This window comes from Micromonospora peucetia, assembly GCF_900091625.1.
Lineage (GTDB): Bacteria > Actinomycetota > Actinomycetes > Mycobacteriales > Micromonosporaceae > Micromonospora > Micromonospora peucetia.
In genome coordinates this window covers 1,143,063-1,162,067 of record NZ_FMIC01000002.1, presented here as the reverse complement: position 1 = coordinate 1,162,067, position 19,005 = coordinate 1,143,063, and the positions used below count along the sequence as shown (strand labels likewise).

At 72.5% G+C, this 19,005-nt stretch carries 14 protein-coding genes; 7 read left to right on the top strand and 7 right to left on the bottom strand.

Translation table 11 applies throughout. The annotated features are described in order from the left end of the window. Positions 1–27: 27 nt before the first annotated feature. On the top strand, positions 28–1,644 hold the full coding sequence (locus tag GA0070608_RS05425; protein ID WP_091622723.1) for a hypothetical protein: 1,617 nt from the start codon (positions 28–30) through the stop codon (positions 1,642–1,644). Here the strand turns inward: GA0070608_RS05425 and GA0070608_RS05420 are convergent. Further along, positions 1,574–2,542 (bottom strand): DMT family transporter, encoded by a 969-nt coding sequence (locus GA0070608_RS05420; RefSeq protein WP_091622720.1) that lies wholly within the window; start codon positions 2,540–2,542, stop codon positions 1,574–1,576. The two genes, GA0070608_RS05425 and GA0070608_RS05420, sit on opposite strands and share 71 nt — an antisense overlap. Next, the gene (gene glpX, locus GA0070608_RS05415; RefSeq protein ID WP_091622717.1) at positions 2,539–3,570 is read right to left on the bottom strand and encodes a class II fructose-bisphosphatase; all 1,032 of its coding nucleotides are present in this window, start codon (positions 3,568–3,570) and stop codon (positions 2,539–2,541) included. The genes GA0070608_RS05420 and glpX overlap by 4 nt, the downstream gene beginning before the upstream one ends. 152 nt (positions 3,571–3,722) lie before the next feature. Here glpX and GA0070608_RS05410 point away from each other — a divergent pair, with 152 nt between their 5' ends. From GA0070608_RS05410 to GA0070608_RS05400, 3 genes are all read left to right on the top strand, one after another. Beyond that, positions 3,723–4,436, top strand: a complete 714-nt coding sequence (locus GA0070608_RS05410; RefSeq protein WP_091622713.1) for a DUF4245 domain-containing protein — start codon at positions 3,723–3,725, stop codon at positions 4,434–4,436. 112 nt (positions 4,437–4,548) lie between these two features. Further along, positions 4,549–5,358, top strand: coding sequence for a hypothetical protein (locus GA0070608_RS05405; protein WP_091622710.1), 810 nt, complete (start codon positions 4,549–4,551; stop codon positions 5,356–5,358). 243 nt (positions 5,359–5,601) lie between these two features. Beyond that, complete coding sequence (locus tag GA0070608_RS05400; RefSeq protein ID WP_091622707.1) at positions 5,602–6,456, top strand: hypothetical protein; 855 nt, start codon at positions 5,602–5,604, stop codon at positions 6,454–6,456. 112 nt (positions 6,457–6,568) lie between these two features. On the opposite strand, the gene GA0070608_RS05395 is transcribed toward GA0070608_RS05400, so the two are convergent. Continuing rightward, positions 6,569–6,781 (bottom strand): exodeoxyribonuclease VII small subunit, encoded by a 213-nt coding sequence (locus tag GA0070608_RS05395; protein ID WP_091622704.1) that lies wholly within the window; start codon positions 6,779–6,781, stop codon positions 6,569–6,571. Between the two features lie 36 nt (positions 6,782–6,817). Continuing rightward, positions 6,818–8,038, bottom strand: a complete 1,221-nt coding sequence (gene xseA, locus GA0070608_RS05390) for an exodeoxyribonuclease VII large subunit (protein ID WP_091622701.1) — start codon at positions 8,036–8,038, stop codon at positions 6,818–6,820. 168 nt (positions 8,039–8,206) lie between these two features. On the opposite strand from xseA, the gene GA0070608_RS05385 reads away from it, so the two are divergent. Together GA0070608_RS05385 and GA0070608_RS05380 are read left to right on the top strand one after the other, a co-directional pair. Beyond that, the gene (locus GA0070608_RS05385; RefSeq protein ID WP_091634338.1) at positions 8,207–9,196 is read left to right on the top strand and encodes a 4-hydroxy-3-methylbut-2-enyl diphosphate reductase; all 990 of its coding nucleotides are present in this window, start codon (positions 8,207–8,209) and stop codon (positions 9,194–9,196) included. 42 nt (positions 9,197–9,238) lie between these two features. Further along, positions 9,239–9,685 carry a hypothetical protein gene (locus GA0070608_RS05380; protein WP_091622698.1) on the top strand — a complete coding sequence of 149 codons (447 nt, stop codon included), beginning with the start codon at positions 9,239–9,241 and terminating at the stop codon, positions 9,683–9,685. A gap of 847 nt (positions 9,686–10,532) precedes the next feature. On the opposite strand, the gene GA0070608_RS05375 is transcribed toward GA0070608_RS05380, so the two are convergent. Continuing rightward, positions 10,533–13,802, bottom strand: coding sequence for a S8 family serine peptidase (locus GA0070608_RS05375; RefSeq protein ID WP_091622695.1), 3,270 nt, complete (start codon positions 13,800–13,802; stop codon positions 10,533–10,535). 162 nt (positions 13,803–13,964) lie between these two features. Further along, positions 13,965–15,143 carry a DNA recombination protein RmuC gene (gene rmuC / locus GA0070608_RS05370; RefSeq protein WP_091622692.1) on the bottom strand — a complete coding sequence of 393 codons (1,179 nt, stop codon included), beginning with the start codon at positions 15,141–15,143 and terminating at the stop codon, positions 13,965–13,967. A gap of 115 nt (positions 15,144–15,258) precedes the next feature. On the opposite strand from rmuC, the gene GA0070608_RS05365 reads away from it, so the two are divergent. Continuing rightward, positions 15,259–16,002 carry a hypothetical protein gene (locus GA0070608_RS05365; RefSeq protein WP_091622689.1) on the top strand — a complete coding sequence of 248 codons (744 nt, stop codon included), beginning with the start codon at positions 15,259–15,261 and terminating at the stop codon, positions 16,000–16,002. Positions 16,003–16,138: 136 nt separating this feature from the next. On the opposite strand, the gene ppc is transcribed toward GA0070608_RS05365, so the two are convergent. Further along, the gene (gene ppc / locus GA0070608_RS05360) at positions 16,139–18,925 is read right to left on the bottom strand and encodes a phosphoenolpyruvate carboxylase (RefSeq protein WP_091622685.1); all 2,787 of its coding nucleotides are present in this window, start codon (positions 18,923–18,925) and stop codon (positions 16,139–16,141) included. Positions 18,926–19,005: the final 80 nt, after the last annotated feature.

The following is a 19,005-nucleotide window of genomic DNA, read 5'->3' as shown; positions in this document are numbered from 1 at the left end:
GAGATCGGTGGCTGTGATCGTGGGCCGATGAGCGCCCCACCCCGGCACCGCGACGGCGCCCCGGCGACCCTGGCCTGGCTGGGCCACCCCGCGACGGTCGTCGCTCTCGTCCTGCTCGTGGTCAACGACCACCTGCTCAAGGCGGCCTTTCCCGGCCTGCTGACCGGGAAGCTCAGCGACGTCGCCGGGCTGGTCCTCGCGCCGCCGCTGGTCGCGGTGCTGCTCACGCTGCTGGCGCCACGGCTGCCGGCCCGCGGCGCCGTCGCGGTCGGGCTCGGTCTCGTCGCCGCAGGCTTCACCATCGTCAAGTCCAGCGGGTACGCCGCCGCGGTGGTCTCCGCGGCGTGGAGCGTGGTCAGCGGGCCGTCGCTGATCCGGGCGGACCGCACCGACCTGCTCGCCCTGCCGGCGCTGGCCCTCGCGTGGTGGAGCTGGTTGCGGGCGCGGCGCGAACCGGTGCGGGGGCGCTCGGCGCGGCTGGTCCGCCTGGTGGTGCTGCTGCCGGCGGCGACGCTGGCGGTGGCGGCCACCAGCCCCGTCCACTACCCCGACGCCGTCCGGGCGGTGGTCCTCGGCGAACAGTTGGCGGCCGGCACCAGTTCCGGCTACGACACGCATGTCTTCGGAACCGGCTGGCAGGTGAGCGACGACGCCGGGGCGACGTGGCGCGATCCGACACCGGGCGAGGCTGACGCGTTGGCCGGTAGGAACGGGCTGGTCGCCGGCCCCGTCAGCCGGAGCTGTTCGACCGCCACGCCGACGGGCTGTTACCGGGTGGTCCCCGGCCGGCTCGCCGTGGAACAGAGCGACGACGCGGGTCGGAGCTGGCGCCCGGCCTGGGGCGCAACCGAGGCGCAACGGGCTGTCCTCCGCCGGCAGTACCCGGACCCGGGGCCGCGTGGGGAGCGGATCGCCACGCAGGAGCTGACCGTGCGGGACACCGGCGACGGCCGGCACGTGGTGCTGGTGGCCAACGGCCGGGACGGGTTCGCCATCCGCCGGCCCGACGGGGCCTGGGAACGGCTCGGCTTCGTCGATGCCCGCAAGGGTGGATACCCGTTCGACGGGCGGCCGCCGGCACTCGGCCGGAGCACCCCGGCGGACCGGCAGGATGATCTGCTCCTGGCCCTGGCCCTGGGGCTCACGCTGGCCGTGTCGGTGCTTGCCGTGTCGGGTGTGCGGGTGGGGCTGCGGAGAGGCGCCACCCGCTGGCAGCCCCTCCCCCTGGCGGCGCTCGGGAGTGCCGCCTGGGTACTGCTGGCCACGACCTGGTCGGACCCGCTGTTCACCCGGGAGTTGAGTCTCGTCGCGTTGGCCGCGGTCCTGCTTCCCCTGCTGCTGCTTTCCGTCCTGGCGCCGACCGGCCTGCGCGGCGCGCGCCGGCGGTGGACCCTGGAGGTGCTGCTGGCCGCCGCCCTGACCCTGGCGTTGACCGCACTGCCGCTGGTCGGTTGGCTCTACGGCCGGCCCGCGTACACCCGCACGGCAGTGCTGCTCGCCGTGGCGGCCACCGTGCCGGGGCTCCTGCTGGGCTGGCGGGCGGCCCGGTTGGTCAACGCGTCCGCCGACCCGGTCAGCGGGGCGGTGGGGCGAGGGCGGCGACGAGGACCGCGGCCAGGGTCAGCGCCGCGCCGAGCAGGGTGACCGGCCCCGGGCGGGAGGCCGCCGTGGGCAGCAGCAGGTCCAGCAGTACGGCGCCGACGATCTGCCCGGCGATCGTGGCCAGGCCGAGCAGCAGCACGCCGGTGAACCGGACGATCGCGGCGGCGATCGCGATGAACACGATCCCGATCGGCCCACCGAGATAGAGCCAGGGCTCGGCCGGCGGGCTGCCCGCCGGCCAGCCGCGTACGGCGACGTTGACGGCGAACGCGACCAGCAGGGCCACCGTGCCGACCGTGAAGTTGACCAGCGTGGCCGTCAGCGCGCTGCCGGCGGCCATCCGTACCCGGCCGTTGACCGCCTGCTGCCAGGCGATGCCCACCCCGGCGAGCAGCGGCAGCAGGGCCAGCCCGAGAGTGCCCGGGTCGCCGAGCCGGTCGCCGACGGCCAGCAGGACCGCGACCACGGTCAGCGCCGCGCCGGCCAGCCGTTGGCCGGTGACCGCCTGACGGCCGCTCGGGCCGATCCCGGCCCGGTCGACGGCCAGGCTGCTGCCAGACTGGCCGGCGACCACCGCCACCGTGAAGACCGCCACGCCGAGGGTGCCGATGGTCAGCCCCTGGGTGGCGACCAGGAACGCGCCGCACACCCCGCCGAGGCACTGCCACGGCCGCAGCGTGCCGTCCGTGAGCGCGCCGCGCAGGGCGGCCAGCCCCCGTCGCCCACCCCGGGTGGCGGGGACCAGCACCAGCAGCACCAGCAGGCCCAGCCCGAACGAGACCACCGCGGCGGCGATCCCGTCGGCCAGGCGTACGCCCAACTCGCCGTTGATCCGGGACTGCACGGCCACGGCCAGCCCGGAGGCGGTGGCGAGACCCACGCCGGCGATCCGGCGGGTCGCCGACGGGGCCAGTGGGGCCGGCGTCCCGGCGAGGCTCACTCCTGCTCGGCCAGGGGACGGCCGTCGAAGTCGATCGCCGAGTAGAGCGCCAGCTTCTCCAGCCGGTGGTACGAGTCGATCACGCGGATCGTCCCGCTCTTCGACCGCATGACGATCGACTGGGTGTACGCCCCGCCGGCCTGGTAACGGACGCCCCGCAGCAGGTCACCGGAGGTGACGCCGGTGGCCACGAAGAAGCAGTTGTCCCCGGTGACCAGGTCGTCGGTGCCCAGCACCCGGTCCAGGTCGTGTCCGGCGGCGAGCGCCTTCTCGCGCTCGGCGGCGTCGCGCGGCCAGAGCTTGGCCTGCATCGCCCCGCCCATGCACTTCAGCGCGCAGGCGGAGATGATGCCCTCGGGGGTGCCGCCGATGCCCATCAGCACGTCGACGCCCGACTCGCCCCGGGCCGCGGCGATGGAGCCGGCGATGTCCCCGTCGGAGATGAACCGGATGCCCGCCCCGGCCCGGCGGATCTGGGTGACCAGGTCGTCGTGGCGGCTCCGGTCCAGCACACAGACCGTCACCTCGGAGACGTCGGTGCCCTTGACCTTGGCGATCCGGCGCAGGTTGTCGGCCACCCCGGCGTTGATGTCCACCACGTCGGCGTACGCCGGCCCGACGGCGAGCTTCTCCATGTAGAAGACCGCGCTCGGATCGAACATCGCACCCCGCTCGGAGACGGCGAGCACCGCCACCGCGTTCGGCATGCCCTTGCTCATCAGCGTGGTGCCGTCGACCGGGTCGACGGCGACGTCCACCTCCGGGCCGGTGCCGTCGCCGACCTGTTCACCGTTGAAGAGCATCGGGGCGTTGTCCTTCTCGCCCTCGCCGATCACCACGACACCGCGCATCTGGATCGAGTTGATCAGCTTGCGCATGGCGTCGACGGCGGCCCCGTCGCCGCCCTCCTTGTCGCCCCGGCCGACCCAGCGACCGGCGGCCATCGCGGCGGCCTCGGTGACCCGGACCAGGTCGAGGGCGAGGTTGCGGTCGAGATCCTGTGGGATCCGCGTCCTGGTGTTCGTCATGACGGCTCCTCCTCGCGACGTTGCGGGGCGGCAGGGTGCGGCGTCGCCGCTGCCGGCTTTGTCGCTGATCCTCACACGATGGCTCACCCGGCGCCGGGCCGGGGCGGTGATGGCCTGGATACGGCCGGTCGGGCGGCTGCGAAGATGGCAGGGTGGAACCCGCACAGCCTGCCGATCGCGTACCCGCCGACTCGACCCCGCCGGACGGCCAGCCGCCGGTCGTCCCGAGCCGGACCGCCGCCGTACCGGAGGGGGAGCCGGCGCTGGTCGAGCCCGCCGACGCTCCCCGGGCGGCTCCGCCAGACGGCCCGGCGGAGACCGGCGAGCGGCCCGCGCCGCCGCCCGCGGTCGACACCCGCAAGTCGGAACGCTCGCCGAAGGACATGGCGATCTCGTTGCTCGTGCTGCTGATCCCGATCGCCCTGCTGCTCGCCTTCTACCGGGGGTTCCTCGGCGGCGACCAGCCGTCGACCGTCGATCCGGTGCCCGCCCTGGAGTCGGCGCGGGCCGCCAACGCCTTCCCGGTCAGCGAGCCGGCGGAGTTGGACGACGGGTGGCGTACGGTCACCGCGAACTTCCAGACCGTCGAGGGCGGGTCGAGCCTCCGCCTCGGCTACCTGACTCCGGAGGGTCGGGGTGCCCAGCTGGTGCAGAGCAGCGTGCCGCCGGAGCGTCTGCTGCCGACCGAGCTGACCGCCGAGGGGCAGCCGCAGGGCCAGACCGACCTGGGCGGGCTTACCTGGCAGCGCTACACCGCCCGGGGCAACGAGCAGGCGCTGGTGCTGCTCGAACCGGACCGGACGGTGATCGTGATCGGCGACGCCCGGGACAACGAGCTGCGACAGCTGGCCGGGGCGATCCGCTAGCCGGCTCCGCCGCTGCCCCCCAGACGTCGGGGGGATCGGCTACGCTGCCCCGGCCCACTGCCCGGCGACCCTGGTTGGTCGGGTGCTTTCCGTTTCGCGAAGAGAGACAATTGTGAACATTCGACGGTGGAGTATCGGCGTGCTCGCCGCCACGCTGCTGGTTCCCGGCCTGACCGCCTGCAAGTCGGACGCCTCCGAGCCCGCTGCCGGCGGCGGCTCGTCCGAGGTGGCCGTTCCGGCGGACCCGAAGGAGGCGCTGCTCGCCTCCACCAAGGAGATCGAGAAGGGCAACTTCACCTTCACGCTGTCCGGCGACGGCCTGAGTGGCAAGGGCCTGGTGCACAAGCCCAGCAACAGCGCCCAGTTCAGCATGAAGTTCGACGACGGCTCCGGCACGTCGATGGGCATGGAGCTGATCTACATCGAGCCGGACAGCTGGGTGATGCTCGACCTCGGCGAGTTGGGCGCCATGATCCCGGGCGCGGAGAAGACGAAGGGCAAGTACCAGCACCTCGACCAGTCCAAGGTCAAGGGCGCCGGCGAGCTCAGCCGCTACATGGAGGAGGTCGACCCGGCCGGCAGCGCGACGCTGACCAAGGGCATCACCGAGGTGCAGAAGACCGCCGAGGGCAGCTACACCGGCAAGCTCGACGCGTCCGCCGCGACCGATTCCTCCGCCCTGGACGCCGACACGGTCAAGGCCCTCGGCGCGCAGGCCAAGGCGCTGCCCTTCACCGCCAAGCTGGACGCGCAGGGCCGGCTCACCGAGCTGGTGATCTCGGTGCCGGCCGCCGGTGAGACCAAGGCGCACGACATCAAGGTCACCTACGCGGACTACGGCAGCGCCACCGCCGCGCAGAAGCCGCCGGCCGACAAGGTGGTCGAGGCGTCCGACGAGACCTACGAGATGTTCAAGAACTAACACCGGACGGTGGAAACGGGGCGGCCTCGGCCGCCCCGTTTCCGCGTTCCGGGGTCACCCGACCGGGGCAACCGGACACAACGGTGATTGTGCGACGCGGCGACAGGGAACAGGAGTGGAGCGAACCCGGGTCGGTCGCCCCGGCAGCCGGCCCCGCTGGGTTCGCGCGGCGCAGCCGATGTGGTGCGTCGCCCGGTTCCGGCCGCCGACAGGTGCGTCGGGTGACCCACGTGGGAGACACGCATGACCGTTCGACGCCTGAGCGCCGGCCTGGTGGCCGCCGCCCTGTTCACTCCCGGACTGGCCGCCTGCAACGCCGACGGGACCCCGACGGCGGGATCGTCCGCCACCCCGACCGTCTCGGCGTCCGGCACGCCTGCGGCATCCGGCAGCGCGGCCCCGGGGTCCGGTGACGCCAAGCAGGCGCTGCTGGCCTCGACCCGCGAGATCAGCAACGGCAACTTCCGGTTCACCATGTCCGGTGTCGGCTCGACCGCCGAGGGGCGGGTGCACGAGCCCACCCAGAGCGCCGAGATGCGGGTGACGGTCGGCAAACCGACCGACGACCTGTTCATGAAGCTCGACCTGGTCCACTACAAGCCGGACAGCTGGGTGAAGGTCGAGCTCGGCGGCGCGACCGCCAACAGTGTGCCGGGCGTGCAGAAGCTCAACCTCGGCAAGTACCAGCACCTGGACCAGACCCGGATCAAGGGCAACCGGAACCTCGGCTTCGACTTCGACAAGGTCGATCCCGCCGGCAGCGAGGTGCTGACGCAGGGCATCACGGAGGTACGCCAGACGGGCGAGGGTGCGTACGCCGGCACCATCGACGTGTCGAAGGCGGCGGAGGCGGGTTCGGTGGACCCGACCGTGATCACGGCCCTCGGGGCGCAGGCGAAGTCGGTGCCGTTCACCGCGAAGCTCGACCCGCAGGGCCGGCTCACCGAGATGGTCATCCAGATCCCGGCCGCCGGCCAGACGAAGGCGCAGGACATCAAGATCACGTACGCGGACTACGGCAGTGCCACCGCCGCGCAGAAGCCGCCGGCGGACCAGGTGGTTGAGGCACCGGCCGAGCTCTACAACCTGTTCAACTGACCCCCGCCCCCGCCCTGCCCCGTCAGGTCGATCACGCGTCGGCGTGCGGGGCAGGCGGGCGTGGGGCAGAAGATGGTGTGGGGCCAGGGGTGCGGTAGGAGCGGAGGGCGGGTCAGGAGGTGGGGGCTTGGCGGGTGGCGTCGATGCGGGCGCGGGCGCCGTCGAGCCAGCGCTGGCAGGTGTCGGCGAGCTTCTCGCCGCGCTCCCAGAGCGCCAGCGACTCCTCCAGCGTGGTGCCGCCGGCCTCCAGCCGCTCGACCACCGACGCCAGTTCGGCGCGGGCCTGCTCGTAGCTGAGCTGTTCGTCCTTCTTCTCGTCAGTCATCGCTGCCATCCCACCACATCGTGATCCCCGCTCCGTTCACCCGTCGACCGTCGCGGCCAGCTCGCCGTCGGCGAGGCGTACCCGGAGCGGGTCGCCCTTGCCGACCTCGGACGCGGCGCGCACGACGTGACCGTCGGCGCGTTGGACGATCGCGTAGCCCCGGTCGAGGGTGGCGGCGGGGGAGAGGGCGCGCAGCCGGGCCAGGGTGTGCCGCAGGTCGTCGTCGGCGGCGGCGAGCCGGTGGTCCAGGCAGCGCCCGGCCCGCTGCCGCAGCCCGGTCAGGTCGGCGGCCCGCTGGTCGACCATCACCTGCGGGCGGGCCAGCACCGGACGGGAGCGTAGCCCGTCGAGTCGGTGCGACTCGCGATCCACCAGGTGACGAACCGCGCGTTCGAGGCGGTGTCGGGCCTGCCGGATGAGGCGTACCTCCTCGGTGAGGTCGGGTACCACCCGCTTGGCCGCGTCGGTCGGCGTCGAGGCCCGCAGGTCGGCGACGTAGTCGACCAGCGGCGTGTCGGTCTCGTGACCGATGGCGCTGACCACCGGGGTACGGCAGGCGAAGACGGCCCGGCAGAGCGCCTCGTCGGAGAAGGGCAGCAGGTCCTCGATGCCACCCCCGCCCCGGGCGATGATGATCACGTCGATGGTCGGGTCGGCGTCGAGCACCTTGAGCGCGTCGACGATCTGCGGGACCGCGCTCGGCCCCTGGACGGCCACGTTGACGGTGCGGAACTCCACCGCCGGCCAGCGCCGGCCGGCGTTGGTCAGCACGTCCCGCTCGGCGGCCGACGCACGGCCGGTGATCAGCCCGATCCGGTTGGGCAGGAACGGCGGCCGGCGCTTGCGCGCCCGGTCGAACAGCCCCTCGGCCGCGAGCAGCTTCTTGAGTTTCTCCAGCCGGGCCAGCAGCTCGCCGAGGCCGACCTGCCGGATCTCGTCGGCGCGCAGGCTCAACGTGCCCCGGGCGGCGTAGAACTCCGGCTTGGCGTGCAGCACCACCCGGGCGCCCTCACGCAGCTCAGGCGCGCCGGAGTCGAGGACGTCCCGGTTCGTGGTGACGGTCAGGCTCAGGTCGGCCGACGGGTCCCGCAGGGTGAGGAAGACGGTGCTGGCACCAGGCCGGCGGCTGATCTGCGCCACCTGCCCGTCCACCCACACCCAGCCCAGCCGGGCGATCCAGGCGCCGACCTTCTGGCTGACCACCCGGACCGGCCACGGCTCCTCGGATGTGCTCCGCCCCACCTCGCCTGTGCTCACCCGCCCACCCTACGACCCGCCGCCCCCAGCGCCGTCGATCATGAAGTTGTGGTGCCGCCAACGGCGTGTCGCGGGCGACAACTTCATGATCAACAAGGGGGGAGGCGGGACCGGGTGGTGGGGGTCGCGTCCCGTGTCGGCCTCTGGGGCGGCACGTACGATGGGTGGGTGACTCAGGCTGAAGCGACGTCCCGGACCGGCAAGCGCGTGATCCTGGCCAAGCCCCGCGGCTACTGCGCGGGGGTGGACCGCGCGGTGCAGACCGTGGAGGAGGCACTCAAGCTCTACGGCGCCCCGATCTACGTACGCAAGCAGATCGTGCACAACAAGCACGTCGTGCAGACCCTGGAGGCCCAGGGTGCGATCTTCGTGGAGGAGAACGAGGAGGTGCCGGAGGGCGCCACCGTCGTCTTCTCCGCGCACGGGGTCGCCCCGGTGGTCTACGAGCAGGCCCGGAGCCGCTCGCTGCGGGCGATCGACGCGACCTGCCCGTTGGTCACCAAGGTGCACCACGAGGCGAAGCGGTTCGCCGCCGAGGACTACGACATCCTGCTGATCGGCCACGAGGGGCACGAGGAGGTCATCGGCACCTCCGGTGAGGCCCCCGAGCACATCCAGCTCGTGGACGGGCCCGAGGACGCCGACAGGATCACCGTCCGCGACCCGAACAAGGTCGTCTGGCTCTCCCAGACCACCCTCTCGGTCGACGAGACGCTGGAGACGGTGGCCCGGCTCAAGAAGCGGCTGCCGATGCTCCAGTCGCCGCCCAGCGACGACATCTGCTACGCCACCTCCAACCGGCAGCACGTGGTCAAGGAGATCGCGCCCGAGTGCGACGTGGTGATCGTCGTCGGCTCGACCAACTCCTCCAACTCCGTACGCCTCGTCGAGGTCGCCCTGGACGCCGGCGCGCGCGCCGGTCACCTCGTCGACTTCGCGTACGAGATCGACGACGCGTGGCTGGAGGGGGCGCGCACGGTCGGCCTGACCTCGGGTGCCAGCGTCCCCGACGAACTGGTCCAGGAGGTGCTCGCCCACCTCGCCGCGCGCGGCTTCACCGACGTCGACGAGGTGGTGACCGCCAACGAGCGGCTGACCTTCTCGTTGCCGCAGGAGCTCAAGCGGGACATGAAGGCCGCCGCCGCGGCCCGTGGCTGACCGGCGGGAACGGCGCGCGGCCCCGCTGCGTCGGATACAGGTATGAGGACCTTTCGGCTTGCCGTCTCCGCGCTGGCCGTCTGCGTGGCGCTGAGCGCCTGTGGCGGCCAGGACGGTATCGGCGACACCCCTACCCCCACCCCGACGGGAGCGCAGCCGGTGACCAGCCCGCCCAGCCCGGATCCAAGCGTCCCACCGACCCCCAGCGACCCGGTCGACCCGACCGGTCCAGCCCTGCCCCCGCCCCCGAAGGGCTCCGGCGGGCCGACGACGTCGCCGCCGGCCGGCGGCACCACGTTGACCGGGACGGTCACCTCCGGCGTGGAGCCCAACTGCCTGCTGCTCGACAACTACCTGCTGGTCGGCGGCCCGCGTGACGTGCTGACGTCGGGCGCGAAGGTCACGGTCACCGGCCGGGTCCAGCGCGACCTGCTCACGACCTGCCAGCAGGGCACGCCCTTCCTGGTCGAGACCGCCCGCCGTAGCTGAGACCAGATCGGCGGCGGCCTCGGCCGGGCTTTGGCTTCGGCCGGGGCTTTGGCCGGGGCCGCGTCGGCTCCGGGTCGCCGGGGAACGGCCGCCGGGGAACGGCCGCCGGGGTCGAGGCGTGGATCGGGGGAATCCGCCCTGGCCACGCGACCGGACACACCTCCAGGGCCGCACCGCGTGCTGGCGATGACCGCTGCCACCAGCCCGCGCGTCGAAGGCCCCTATGGGGCACGGTGTACGCCGGCCCGGGCGACGGTCTGGCCACGTGGCCGCCTGCACGTGGACGCCGGGCAGGTCTGGCGGGCACCGGAGACCGTCGCCGGCGGTGCGACGGTCCGTGGTCGACACGGACGTCCGTAACCCACTGTCGAGCTGCCCGCACAGATGGGGCAACGCTACCGACCGCTACGCCAGCGGACTCCCGAGAGCCGATTCCCGAGAGCCGATTCCCGAGAGCCGATTCCCGAGAGCGGATCCGCGAGGAGCGGACTCCCGAGGAGCCTGATGGTCGTTGGGGAGCCCGGCTTCCGATCGACCATCGGGGCAGCGTTCGCACCGCCCATCCCCTGGCGGTCCTATCGACGGGGCAGCTCGACAGCGCCCGCGACACCTCATCGCGCCCCGACAGCTGTACCTGGCACCAGCCCGCCGGTGGCAGTCCCGTCACGGCAGCCTCGCACCCTCCGAAACGGGCCGGACTTCGGCGCGGCTCGCGCGAGGCCGAGGTCAACCACCGGTTCGCGCCGGACCGCGCCACAGTCCGTAGACCGTCAACGCGGCGGCGAGCAGAACGGGCGGAGCCCGCCCCCGGTTGGGGACGGGCTCCGGTGTTCCGGTGCGGGACGGGTCAGTTCACGGCGCCGATGGAGACGGCACCGCGGCCGACGACCGCGCCCTCGGTGGTCACCACGGACAGCTCACCGAAGAGCGCCCGACCGGCGACCGGGGTGGACTGGGCGGTCACCGTACCGGTGAGGGTGGCGGTGGCGCCGTGGGCCAGGTTGAGCGGGGTGGCGGGCGCCGAGAGACTACCCAGCGCCGCCGCGGAGAACGAGTCCCGGTAGTCGTAGGCGGTGCTGCCACCGGCCCCGTCCACCGCGTAGCCCTCGACGACCACCCGGTAGGTGCCCGCCGGCGGGTTGTTGATGGTCACGGCCTCCTCGGAGTCGCCGTCGGCGGCCCGACCGACCTCCGCGGCGCCGCGGAAGACGTAGAGGTCGAGGTCGGCCGCGGCGCTGGCCGTGTTGCCGATTCGGGCGGTGAAGCGGGTCGCGCCCGCCGGCACCTCCACGATGTACTCCTGCGAACCGCCCTCGGTGATGGTGGGCCGCTCGGCGTGGACGCTGGAGAGCGGGCCGCCCTGGCCGGTCACCGCGACCGGGCCGAAGGCGTTGCGCAGCGACCAGGTCACCGGAGTCGCCGTGCCGGCGTCGACCGACGGCAGCTCGACCACGGCCGGCTCGACCGCGACACCCTGTACCCGCGCCGTGAGCTGGAACGGGTTGTTCAGCGACGGCGAGGTCCGCCGGGACTCCACCTCGATCTCCCAGACCCCGGCGATCGGGTTCTGGTAGTCGCGCTCGAACGCGTTGCAGACGACCGTGCTGGCGAAGTTGGTGTAGCAGGCGAGGCTGGAGGTGCTGTCCACCGGCACGCCGTACGGGTTGAAGGCGACGAACCGGGTCTGCGAACCGGTGGCGATGCCGGAGAGGTTCACCTGGAGGGCACCCGCACCCGGCGGAACCGTCACGAAGTACGAGGTGAAGCCGTTCCGGTCAACCGAGCCCTCGGCAGAGAAGGAGAAGTTCGGCTTCTTCACGTCGTTCGAGGCCACCACGACGGCGGAGACCTCGAAGTCGATGACCGAGGTGGCCGGATCGTCGATCGTCATGATCGCGCCGTGCGCGCCGGCGGTGGCCGGCTTGGCGGTGACCGAGACGGTGACGGTCTTGTTCAGCGGGAGCGAGACGGTCTTCGGCGCCTTGAAGGTGCCGTCGTTGCCGCGCAGGCCCACGTTGTGCTTCACGGTGCCGGCCGGCCCGCTGGTGCGGGTGAGCTTGACCTGGTAGGTCTTCGACTGGCCGATCCGCTGGCCGCCGTCCGTGGAGGCGCAACGGTTGTAGAGGCCGGTGCCCTGGTTCGGGGTGGCCAACTGACCGGACAGCACGGTGCAGACCGAGGCATCGGACGTGTAGGACCGGGCCTCCACGCCCTTGCGCAGCAGCTTCCACGCGCCCGGCACGTTGAACATGCCGTAGCCCTGGGCGTACGTCGGGACGTCGTTGATCGGCTTGGCCGAGCTGTAGATCGCCCGGCGCAGCGCGGCCGGGGTGACGCCCTTGTCGGTCGCCCTGGCGGCCGACAGCAGCAGCGCGGCGGCGCCGGCGGCCTGCGGGGAGGCCATCGAGGTGCCGTTCAGCATCGCGTAGCCCGGGGGCAGCGAGTAGCCGGCCTCGGGGACCGCGTTGCCGAGCTGCCAGGTCGGGGCGGTGGAGATGGCCGAGCCCGGCGCGGCGATGTTCGGCTTGACGCCGCCGTCCTCACGCGGGCCGCGGGAGGAGAAGTTGAACAGCGCGTTCTTCTTCTTCACCGCGGAACCGTAGTTGGCCAGCCAGGTGTCCTTGCTGATGCTCGCCGCGACGCTGACCACGTTGCCGGCCACCGAGGGGTCGCCGATGGTGTTCAGGCCCGGGCCGGAGTTGCCGGCCGAGATGAACATCTGCACGCCGTAGGTGGTGATCAGGTTGTTGTAGAGCACGGTGCGGGCGTTGTTGCCGTCGTTCAGCGCCGGCAGACCGCCGATCGACATGTTGATCACGTCGACCTTGCGGTTGATCACCAGGTCGGCCATGCCGGTGGTGAGGGCGGCGTAGGTGCAGCCGCCGCCCCACGAGCAGGCCCGGGCGGAGACCAGCTTGGCACCGGGCGCGGCACCGTCGAAGGCGCCGTTGCCGAGCATGTCGTTGGCGGCGGTGATGCCGGCGACGTGGGTGCCGTGGGTGCTCTCGACGATGCCGATGTTGACGTAGTCCAGCAGGCCGGGGCCGCCGATGGGCGCGGTGTCCACGTCCTCGCGGTACTCGACCACGAACGGGATCCGCTCGGCCACCGGGGTGGCCGGGTTGTCGGTGCCGAAGTAGCCGACGTCGTACTTCTCCTTGTACGGCCGCATCACGGCGTCGTCGGTGAAGTTGTTGTTCTGGTTGGTGTCCACCCAGATGTTGTGGGTGGCCGGGTCGTAGAGGATGCCGAACGTGTCGGTCCGGTCGCCGTCGCGGTTGACGTCACCGGCCGGGTCGCTGGCGGCCGTGATCGACTCGCTGAACCGGTTGAACCGGTAGGTGCCCGCCGGGGCAGTCCAGGTCGCGCCGCCGGAGGTGAACGTGGGACCGGTAACCTCGGTGAGCATCGGGCGCCAGGTGGCGTCCTCGAACGGGTCCGTCGCGGTCACCCAGTCGACGATCTTCCGCTCGCCGGTGGTGGTCTTCTGAAGCGCCGGGTGACCGAGGTCCACACCGGAGTCCATGATGCCGATCGTGACGCCGCGGCCGTCCCACTGGGGGTTGTCCGCCACGAAGTCGACCGCGCCGATCTCGTTCGTCGGCATGTAGGGGTTGTCGGCCCGGGTGCCGGCCCCGGGGCCGGACAGGGTCGTGGCCTGCTTCGCCGCCTTCTTGCCGGAGGGTGCCACCTCGGGCGTCGGGTCGGGCAGCTGGATCGTCTCGTCCAGGTCGACGGCGGAGACGCCGGGCAGCGTGGCCGCCTTCACCACCTTGGAGGTGGGGACCTTGGCCAGGATGTAGCCGATGCTGTCGTAGCGCTCGGTGACGGCCGCGCCCAGCGCCTTGAGATCGGCGGCGACGTCCTTCGCCTCGCCCTTCTTGGTGGCCACGATGAGCGTGACGGTCGGGGCCTTCTTCGCCTCCGCCTCGCCGAGCAGCTTGGCGTCGTGCGAGCCCAGCGCCTCCACGGGGGTGGCCTGGGATGCGTCGGGTGCGGCGTTGGGGGCGGCGCTCGCGGTGGCGGCACCGCCCGCCACGGTCACGGCGCTGGCCGCCACGACCGACGCGAAGAGCGCGGCGGAGGTCCGCCGGCTCAGGTTTCGGGGTTTGCTCACGTTCTCTTTCCTCCAGAGAACAGGGCCCCTCAGATGCAGGGCACGCGTGACCGAATCCTTCGCGCCTTCGCTGGTCACTGTCACTACCGGAGAGTTCGTTGTGACCACTTCGTGATATGGATGGCTGTCCATTGTCACATCGGCGGTGATAGGTATCGTCTTTCAGTCCAGTGTCGACCGACCGGTCGGCGACCCGGCGTCAACGGTTCCGACCAACTCCGGGGCCTGCGGCTGCCGGGGCGCCAACTCGACCTGGGCCGGCGTGGCCAACTCCTGGTCGGAGACCCCCAGCTCGGCGAGCTTGCGGGCGCTGACCAGCACGCGCGCCTCCAACGACCCGACGGCCCGGTTGTACGCCGTCACCGCGCCGCCGAGCGACGCGCCGAGCTTGCCGACGTGCTCACCCAGGGTCGACAGCCGCCCGTAGAGCTCCCGGGCCAGCGAGTGCACCGCCACCGCGTTGCGCGCCAGCGCCTCCTGCCGCCATGAGTAGGCGACCGTACGCAACAGTGCGACCAGGGTGGCCGGGGTCGCCAGCACCACGTTGCGGCTGAACGCGTGCTCCAGCAGCGTCGGATCGCGTTGCAACGCGACGTCGAGGAACGGGTCGGCCGGCACGAAGAGCACCACGAACTCCGGGGTGCTGTCGAACGCGGCCCAGTAGGTCTTGGCCGCGAGCGCGTCCACGTGCCCGCGCAGGTGCTTCGCGTGCGCGTCGAGGTGCGTGTCGCGGCCCCGCTCGTCGCGGGCCTCCATCGCCGTCAGGTAGGCGTCGAACGGCGCCTTGGCGTCCACCACCACCGACCGGCCGCCGTGCAGCCGGACCACCAGGTCGGGGCGGACCCCCTGGTGGTCGGTGGCGGCGGTGACCTGCTCGGAGAAGTCGCAGTGTTCCAGCATGCCGGCGGCCTCGACGATCCGGCGCAACTGGTGCTCGCCCCAGCGGCCCCGCACCTGCGGCGCCCGTAGGGCCGCCACCAACTGCTTCGTCTCGGTACGCAGCTCGCCCGAGACCGTGCTCATCGCGCGGACCTGTTCACGCAGTTCGGCGTACGCGTCGACGCGGTCGTGCTCCAACTCGGCGACCCGCTGCTCGTATCGGCGCAGCATGTCGTGCAGTGGGGCGACGGCGCGGGCCACCGCCTCCTGGGACTGCGCGGTGGCCTCGTAGCTCAGTGCCCGCATGGACTGCTCCAGCCGCCCCTCGCCCTCCCGGGTGGCGGCCAACGTCGCCTCCAGCCGCGCGATCTCGGTCGCCGAGCGCGCCCGGGCGGCGTACCAGCCGGCCGCGCCTCCGGCGGTGAGGCAGACGATCACCACGGCCAGCGTCGAGAAGTCCACCCCCGGAGCTTGCCAGACGGGCCCACCACGCGTCGCCGTGCCGCTCCCCGGTCCCCGGTTCCCACCCCGCCGAACGGAGGCGTGGCGCTGGCCTGGCGTGGGTAACGTCGCAGGCATGAGATATCTGCCGCTGCTCATCCTCGTGGTGCTGCTGGTGGGTGCGTTCCTCTGGTGGCGTCGGGAGAGCGTCGCCCGGGAGGACCGGCGCCTCGCCGACGCGCGGGCCGACGCCCAGCGCTGGTACGAGCGGCTCGGCGGCCAGGTGATGAACCTGCACGGCGACCATCCGGCCGTGCGTCAGGCGCTGGTCGACGCCGGGGAGCGCTACAACGCGGCCGGCAGCCAGCTGGAGCAGGCCCGCAGCGTCGAGCAGTACCGCCTGGCCCGGGAGACCGCGCTGGAGGGGCTGACCTACGCGCGGGCGGCCCGGGTGGCGCTCGGCATCGACCCGGGCCCCGAGCTGCCCCCGCTGGCCGCCGCGCAGGGCGCGGGGCAGCTCACCCGGGAGCGTCAGGTCGACGTACAGGGGCAGAGCTTCAAGGCCGGGCCGCAGCCCGGCCGGGACACCCCCTACTACTACCCGGGCGGGCGCTACCAGGGCCGGCCGGTGCCGGCGGGCTGGTACTCCACCCCTTGGTGGAAGACCGCGCTGGGCGCCGGCGCGGGTGTGCTCGGCGGCATGCTGATCGCCGACGCGCTCTTCTCGCCCGCCTTCGTCGACCCCGGCTACGGCTACGAGGCCGCCGGCCAGGAGGGCCTCGGGGATGCCACCGGCTACGGCGAGCAGGGCGGTGACTTCGGTGGTGACTTCGGCGGTGGTGATTTCGGGGGCGGTGATTTCGGCGGCGGCGACTGGTGAGGGCCGACGCCGTCGGCGGTGACTGGTGAGGCTGACGGCGTCGGCGGTGACCGGTGTCGGCCGAGTTCGTCGGTTGCCGGGTAAGGGAGAGCACCTTCCTGTGCGAAATGCGTTAGGAAGGTGCCCTTCCTTGTCCTCAGCCCGTGTTGCGCATGCCGGCGGCGATGCCGTTGACCGTGGTGAGCAGCGCGCGCTCCAGCGCCGTACCGTCGCTCGGCGCCCGCCGGCCGCCCGGTGCGGTGGCCACCGCGCGGCCCGCCGCCCCGGACTCCCGGTACTGGCGCAGCAGTGCCACCTGGAGGTGGTGCAGCGGCTCCAGGTAGGTGTCGCGGACGGCGAGGGTGCGCTGGAGCACCGGGGAGTTCTCCAGCAGGGCCGGCGAGGAGGTCACCGCCAACACCTCCTGCTTGGTCAGCTCGTACTCCTGCTCGATCTGGTGGAAGATCGGGTGCAGTTTCTTCGGCACCAGCGTCTCGACGTACCGGCGGGCGATGCTCAGGTCGGTCTTGGTGAGCATCATCTCCACGTTCGACAGGAACGTGCGGAAGAAGTGCCAGTTGCGGTGCATCTCGGCCAGCACGTCGGCCAGCCCCGCCTCCCGGGCAGCGGCCAGGCCGGAGCCGACCCCGAACCAGCCGGGCACGATCTGCCGGGTCTGGGTCCAGCCGAACACCCACGGGATGGCGCGCAGCCCGGCGAGGCCGGCCCCGGTGTTCGGCCGCTTCGCCGGCCGGGAACCGATGTTGAGCGCGCCGAGCAGTTCCGTCGGCGTCGACGCCCAGAAGTACGCGGGCAGGTCCGGATCCTCGACCAGCGACCGGTACGACCGGAAGGCCGAGTCGGAGACCAGCTCCATCGTGGCGTCCCAGCGTTCCAGCAGCTCTGCGGGCTGTCGGGGCGCGGTGTGCAGCAGGGTGGCCTGGAGCACCGCGGCCAGGGTCAGCTCCAGGTTCTCCCGGGCCAGCGACGGCAGCGAGTACTTGTCGGAGATGACCTCGCCCTGCTCGGTGACCTTGATCGCGCCGTCCAGGGTGCCGTACGGCTGGGCCAGGATCGCCTCGTGCGTCGGCCCGCCACCGCGCCCCACGGTGCCGCCGCGACCGTGGAAGAGCCGCAGGTGTACGCCGTGCCGGGCGGCCACGTCGCGCAGCGCGCGCTGCGCCCGGTGGATCGACCACTGGCTGGTGGTGATGCCGGCCTCCTTGTTGGAGTCGGAGTAGCCGAGCATCACCTCCTGCACGTCGCCCCGCGCCGTCACCAGCGCCCGGTAGGCCGGCAGCGAGAGCAGCTCGTCGAGGATTTCGCCGCCCGCGTTCAGCTCGCTCGGGGTCTCCAGCAGCGGCACGAAGCCGATCCGGGACCGGCCGCTGTGCACGTCCACCAGGCCGGCCTCGCGGGCCAGCACCACCGCGGCGAGCACGTCGTCCACCCCGAGCGTCATCGAGACGATGTACGACTCGATGACCTCGTTGCCGAACCGGTCCTGTGCCTCGCGGATGGTGCCGAACACGTCGAACGTCTTGCGTGCCACCTCGGTCAGCGGGGTGTCCAGCGTGGAGAGCGGCCGGCGACCGGTCAGCTCGTCGGCGAGCAGCTTCGTCCGCTCCAGCCGGGTCAGCGACGGGTATTCGGAGACCTCGCCGACGGCCGCGTAGAGCTGGGCGAGTACTGCGTGGTGCGCCTCGGCGTGCTCCCGGACGTCCATGGTCGCCAGGTGCAGGCCGAACGCGGAGACCGTACGGATGGTCGAGGCGAGCCGGCCCACGGCGGTGAGCTGGCCCGAGTTGCGGGCCAGCGAGGCGCGCAGCAGCTCCAGGTCGGCGATCAGCTCGGCCGAGCCGCGATAGTCCCGGCCGGACACGTGCGCGGTGCCCTGGCGTAGCCGCTGCCGGGTGTTGGCCAGCTTCGCCTTCACGCAGCGGGCCTTGAGCCGGTAGGGCTCCTCGGCGTTTACCCGCCGGAACCGGGCCGCCACCTCGGGCAGCGCGTCCAGGTCGGTGGCGAGGCTGGCGGAGAGGTCGAGGGACACCCCGCGCAGCCGTCGGGAGACCGACACCTCGTTGATCAGGTGGTCCATCGCCTTCTCGGTGGCCGCGATGCCGTGCTCGTGCTGGATGGTCAGCACCTCGCGGGTCACGGCCGGGGTGACGAACGGGTTGCCGTCGCGGTCGCCGCCGATCCAGGTGCCGAAGGAGAGCGGCCGGGCGGTCGGGGAGGTCTCCACCCCGAGGGTGCGCAGCGTGTCGGCGAGGTCGTCGAGGACCTGCGGGGCGGCCTCGGCGTACAGGTCACGCAGGTAGTAGATGGCGTTGCGGGCCTCGTCGGTCGGGTCCGGCCGGTCCAGCCGCAGCTCGTCGGTCTGCCACATCAGGTCGAGCAGTTCGGCGAGCCGGCGGTTGGCCGGGCCCTCGTCGCTGGCGCCGTAGAGGATCGCGTTGGCGGTCTCGGTGTCCAGTTCGTCGGCGATGGCGCGCAGCTTGGACAGGATCGACCGGCGGGCCGCCTCAGTCGGGTGGGCGGTGAAGACGGGCCGTACCGCCAGCCGCCGGGCCGCCGCGGCGATCTCCTCGGCCGGCACCCCGCGCTCGGCGATCATCTTGGCCGCCTGGTCCAGCCAGCCGCCCTGGACGGCACGACGGCGGCGCAGCTCGCGGCCCCGGTGCACCTGCTCGGTGATGTTGGCCAGGTGGAAGTAGGTGGAGAAGGCGCGGGCCAGCTTGGTGCCGGTGGTGACGTCCAGGCCGGCGAGGCGCTGCGCGGCGGCCGGGGCGTCGGAGCGGACCTGCGCCCGGATCTCCTCGACCAGGTCGAGCAGCGGCCGACCCTCCTGGCGGGCGAGGGTCTGCCCGAGCAGGGTGCCGAGGCGTCGGATGTCGGCCCGCAGTGCGGCGTCGGGGCCGTCATGGTCATGCTGGTCGGTCACGATGCGCTCCTTACGCGAGTACGAAGGACAGCGCTGTCCGACTCCCTGGATCGTATCCGCGTCCCCTGCCGGTAAGGAGG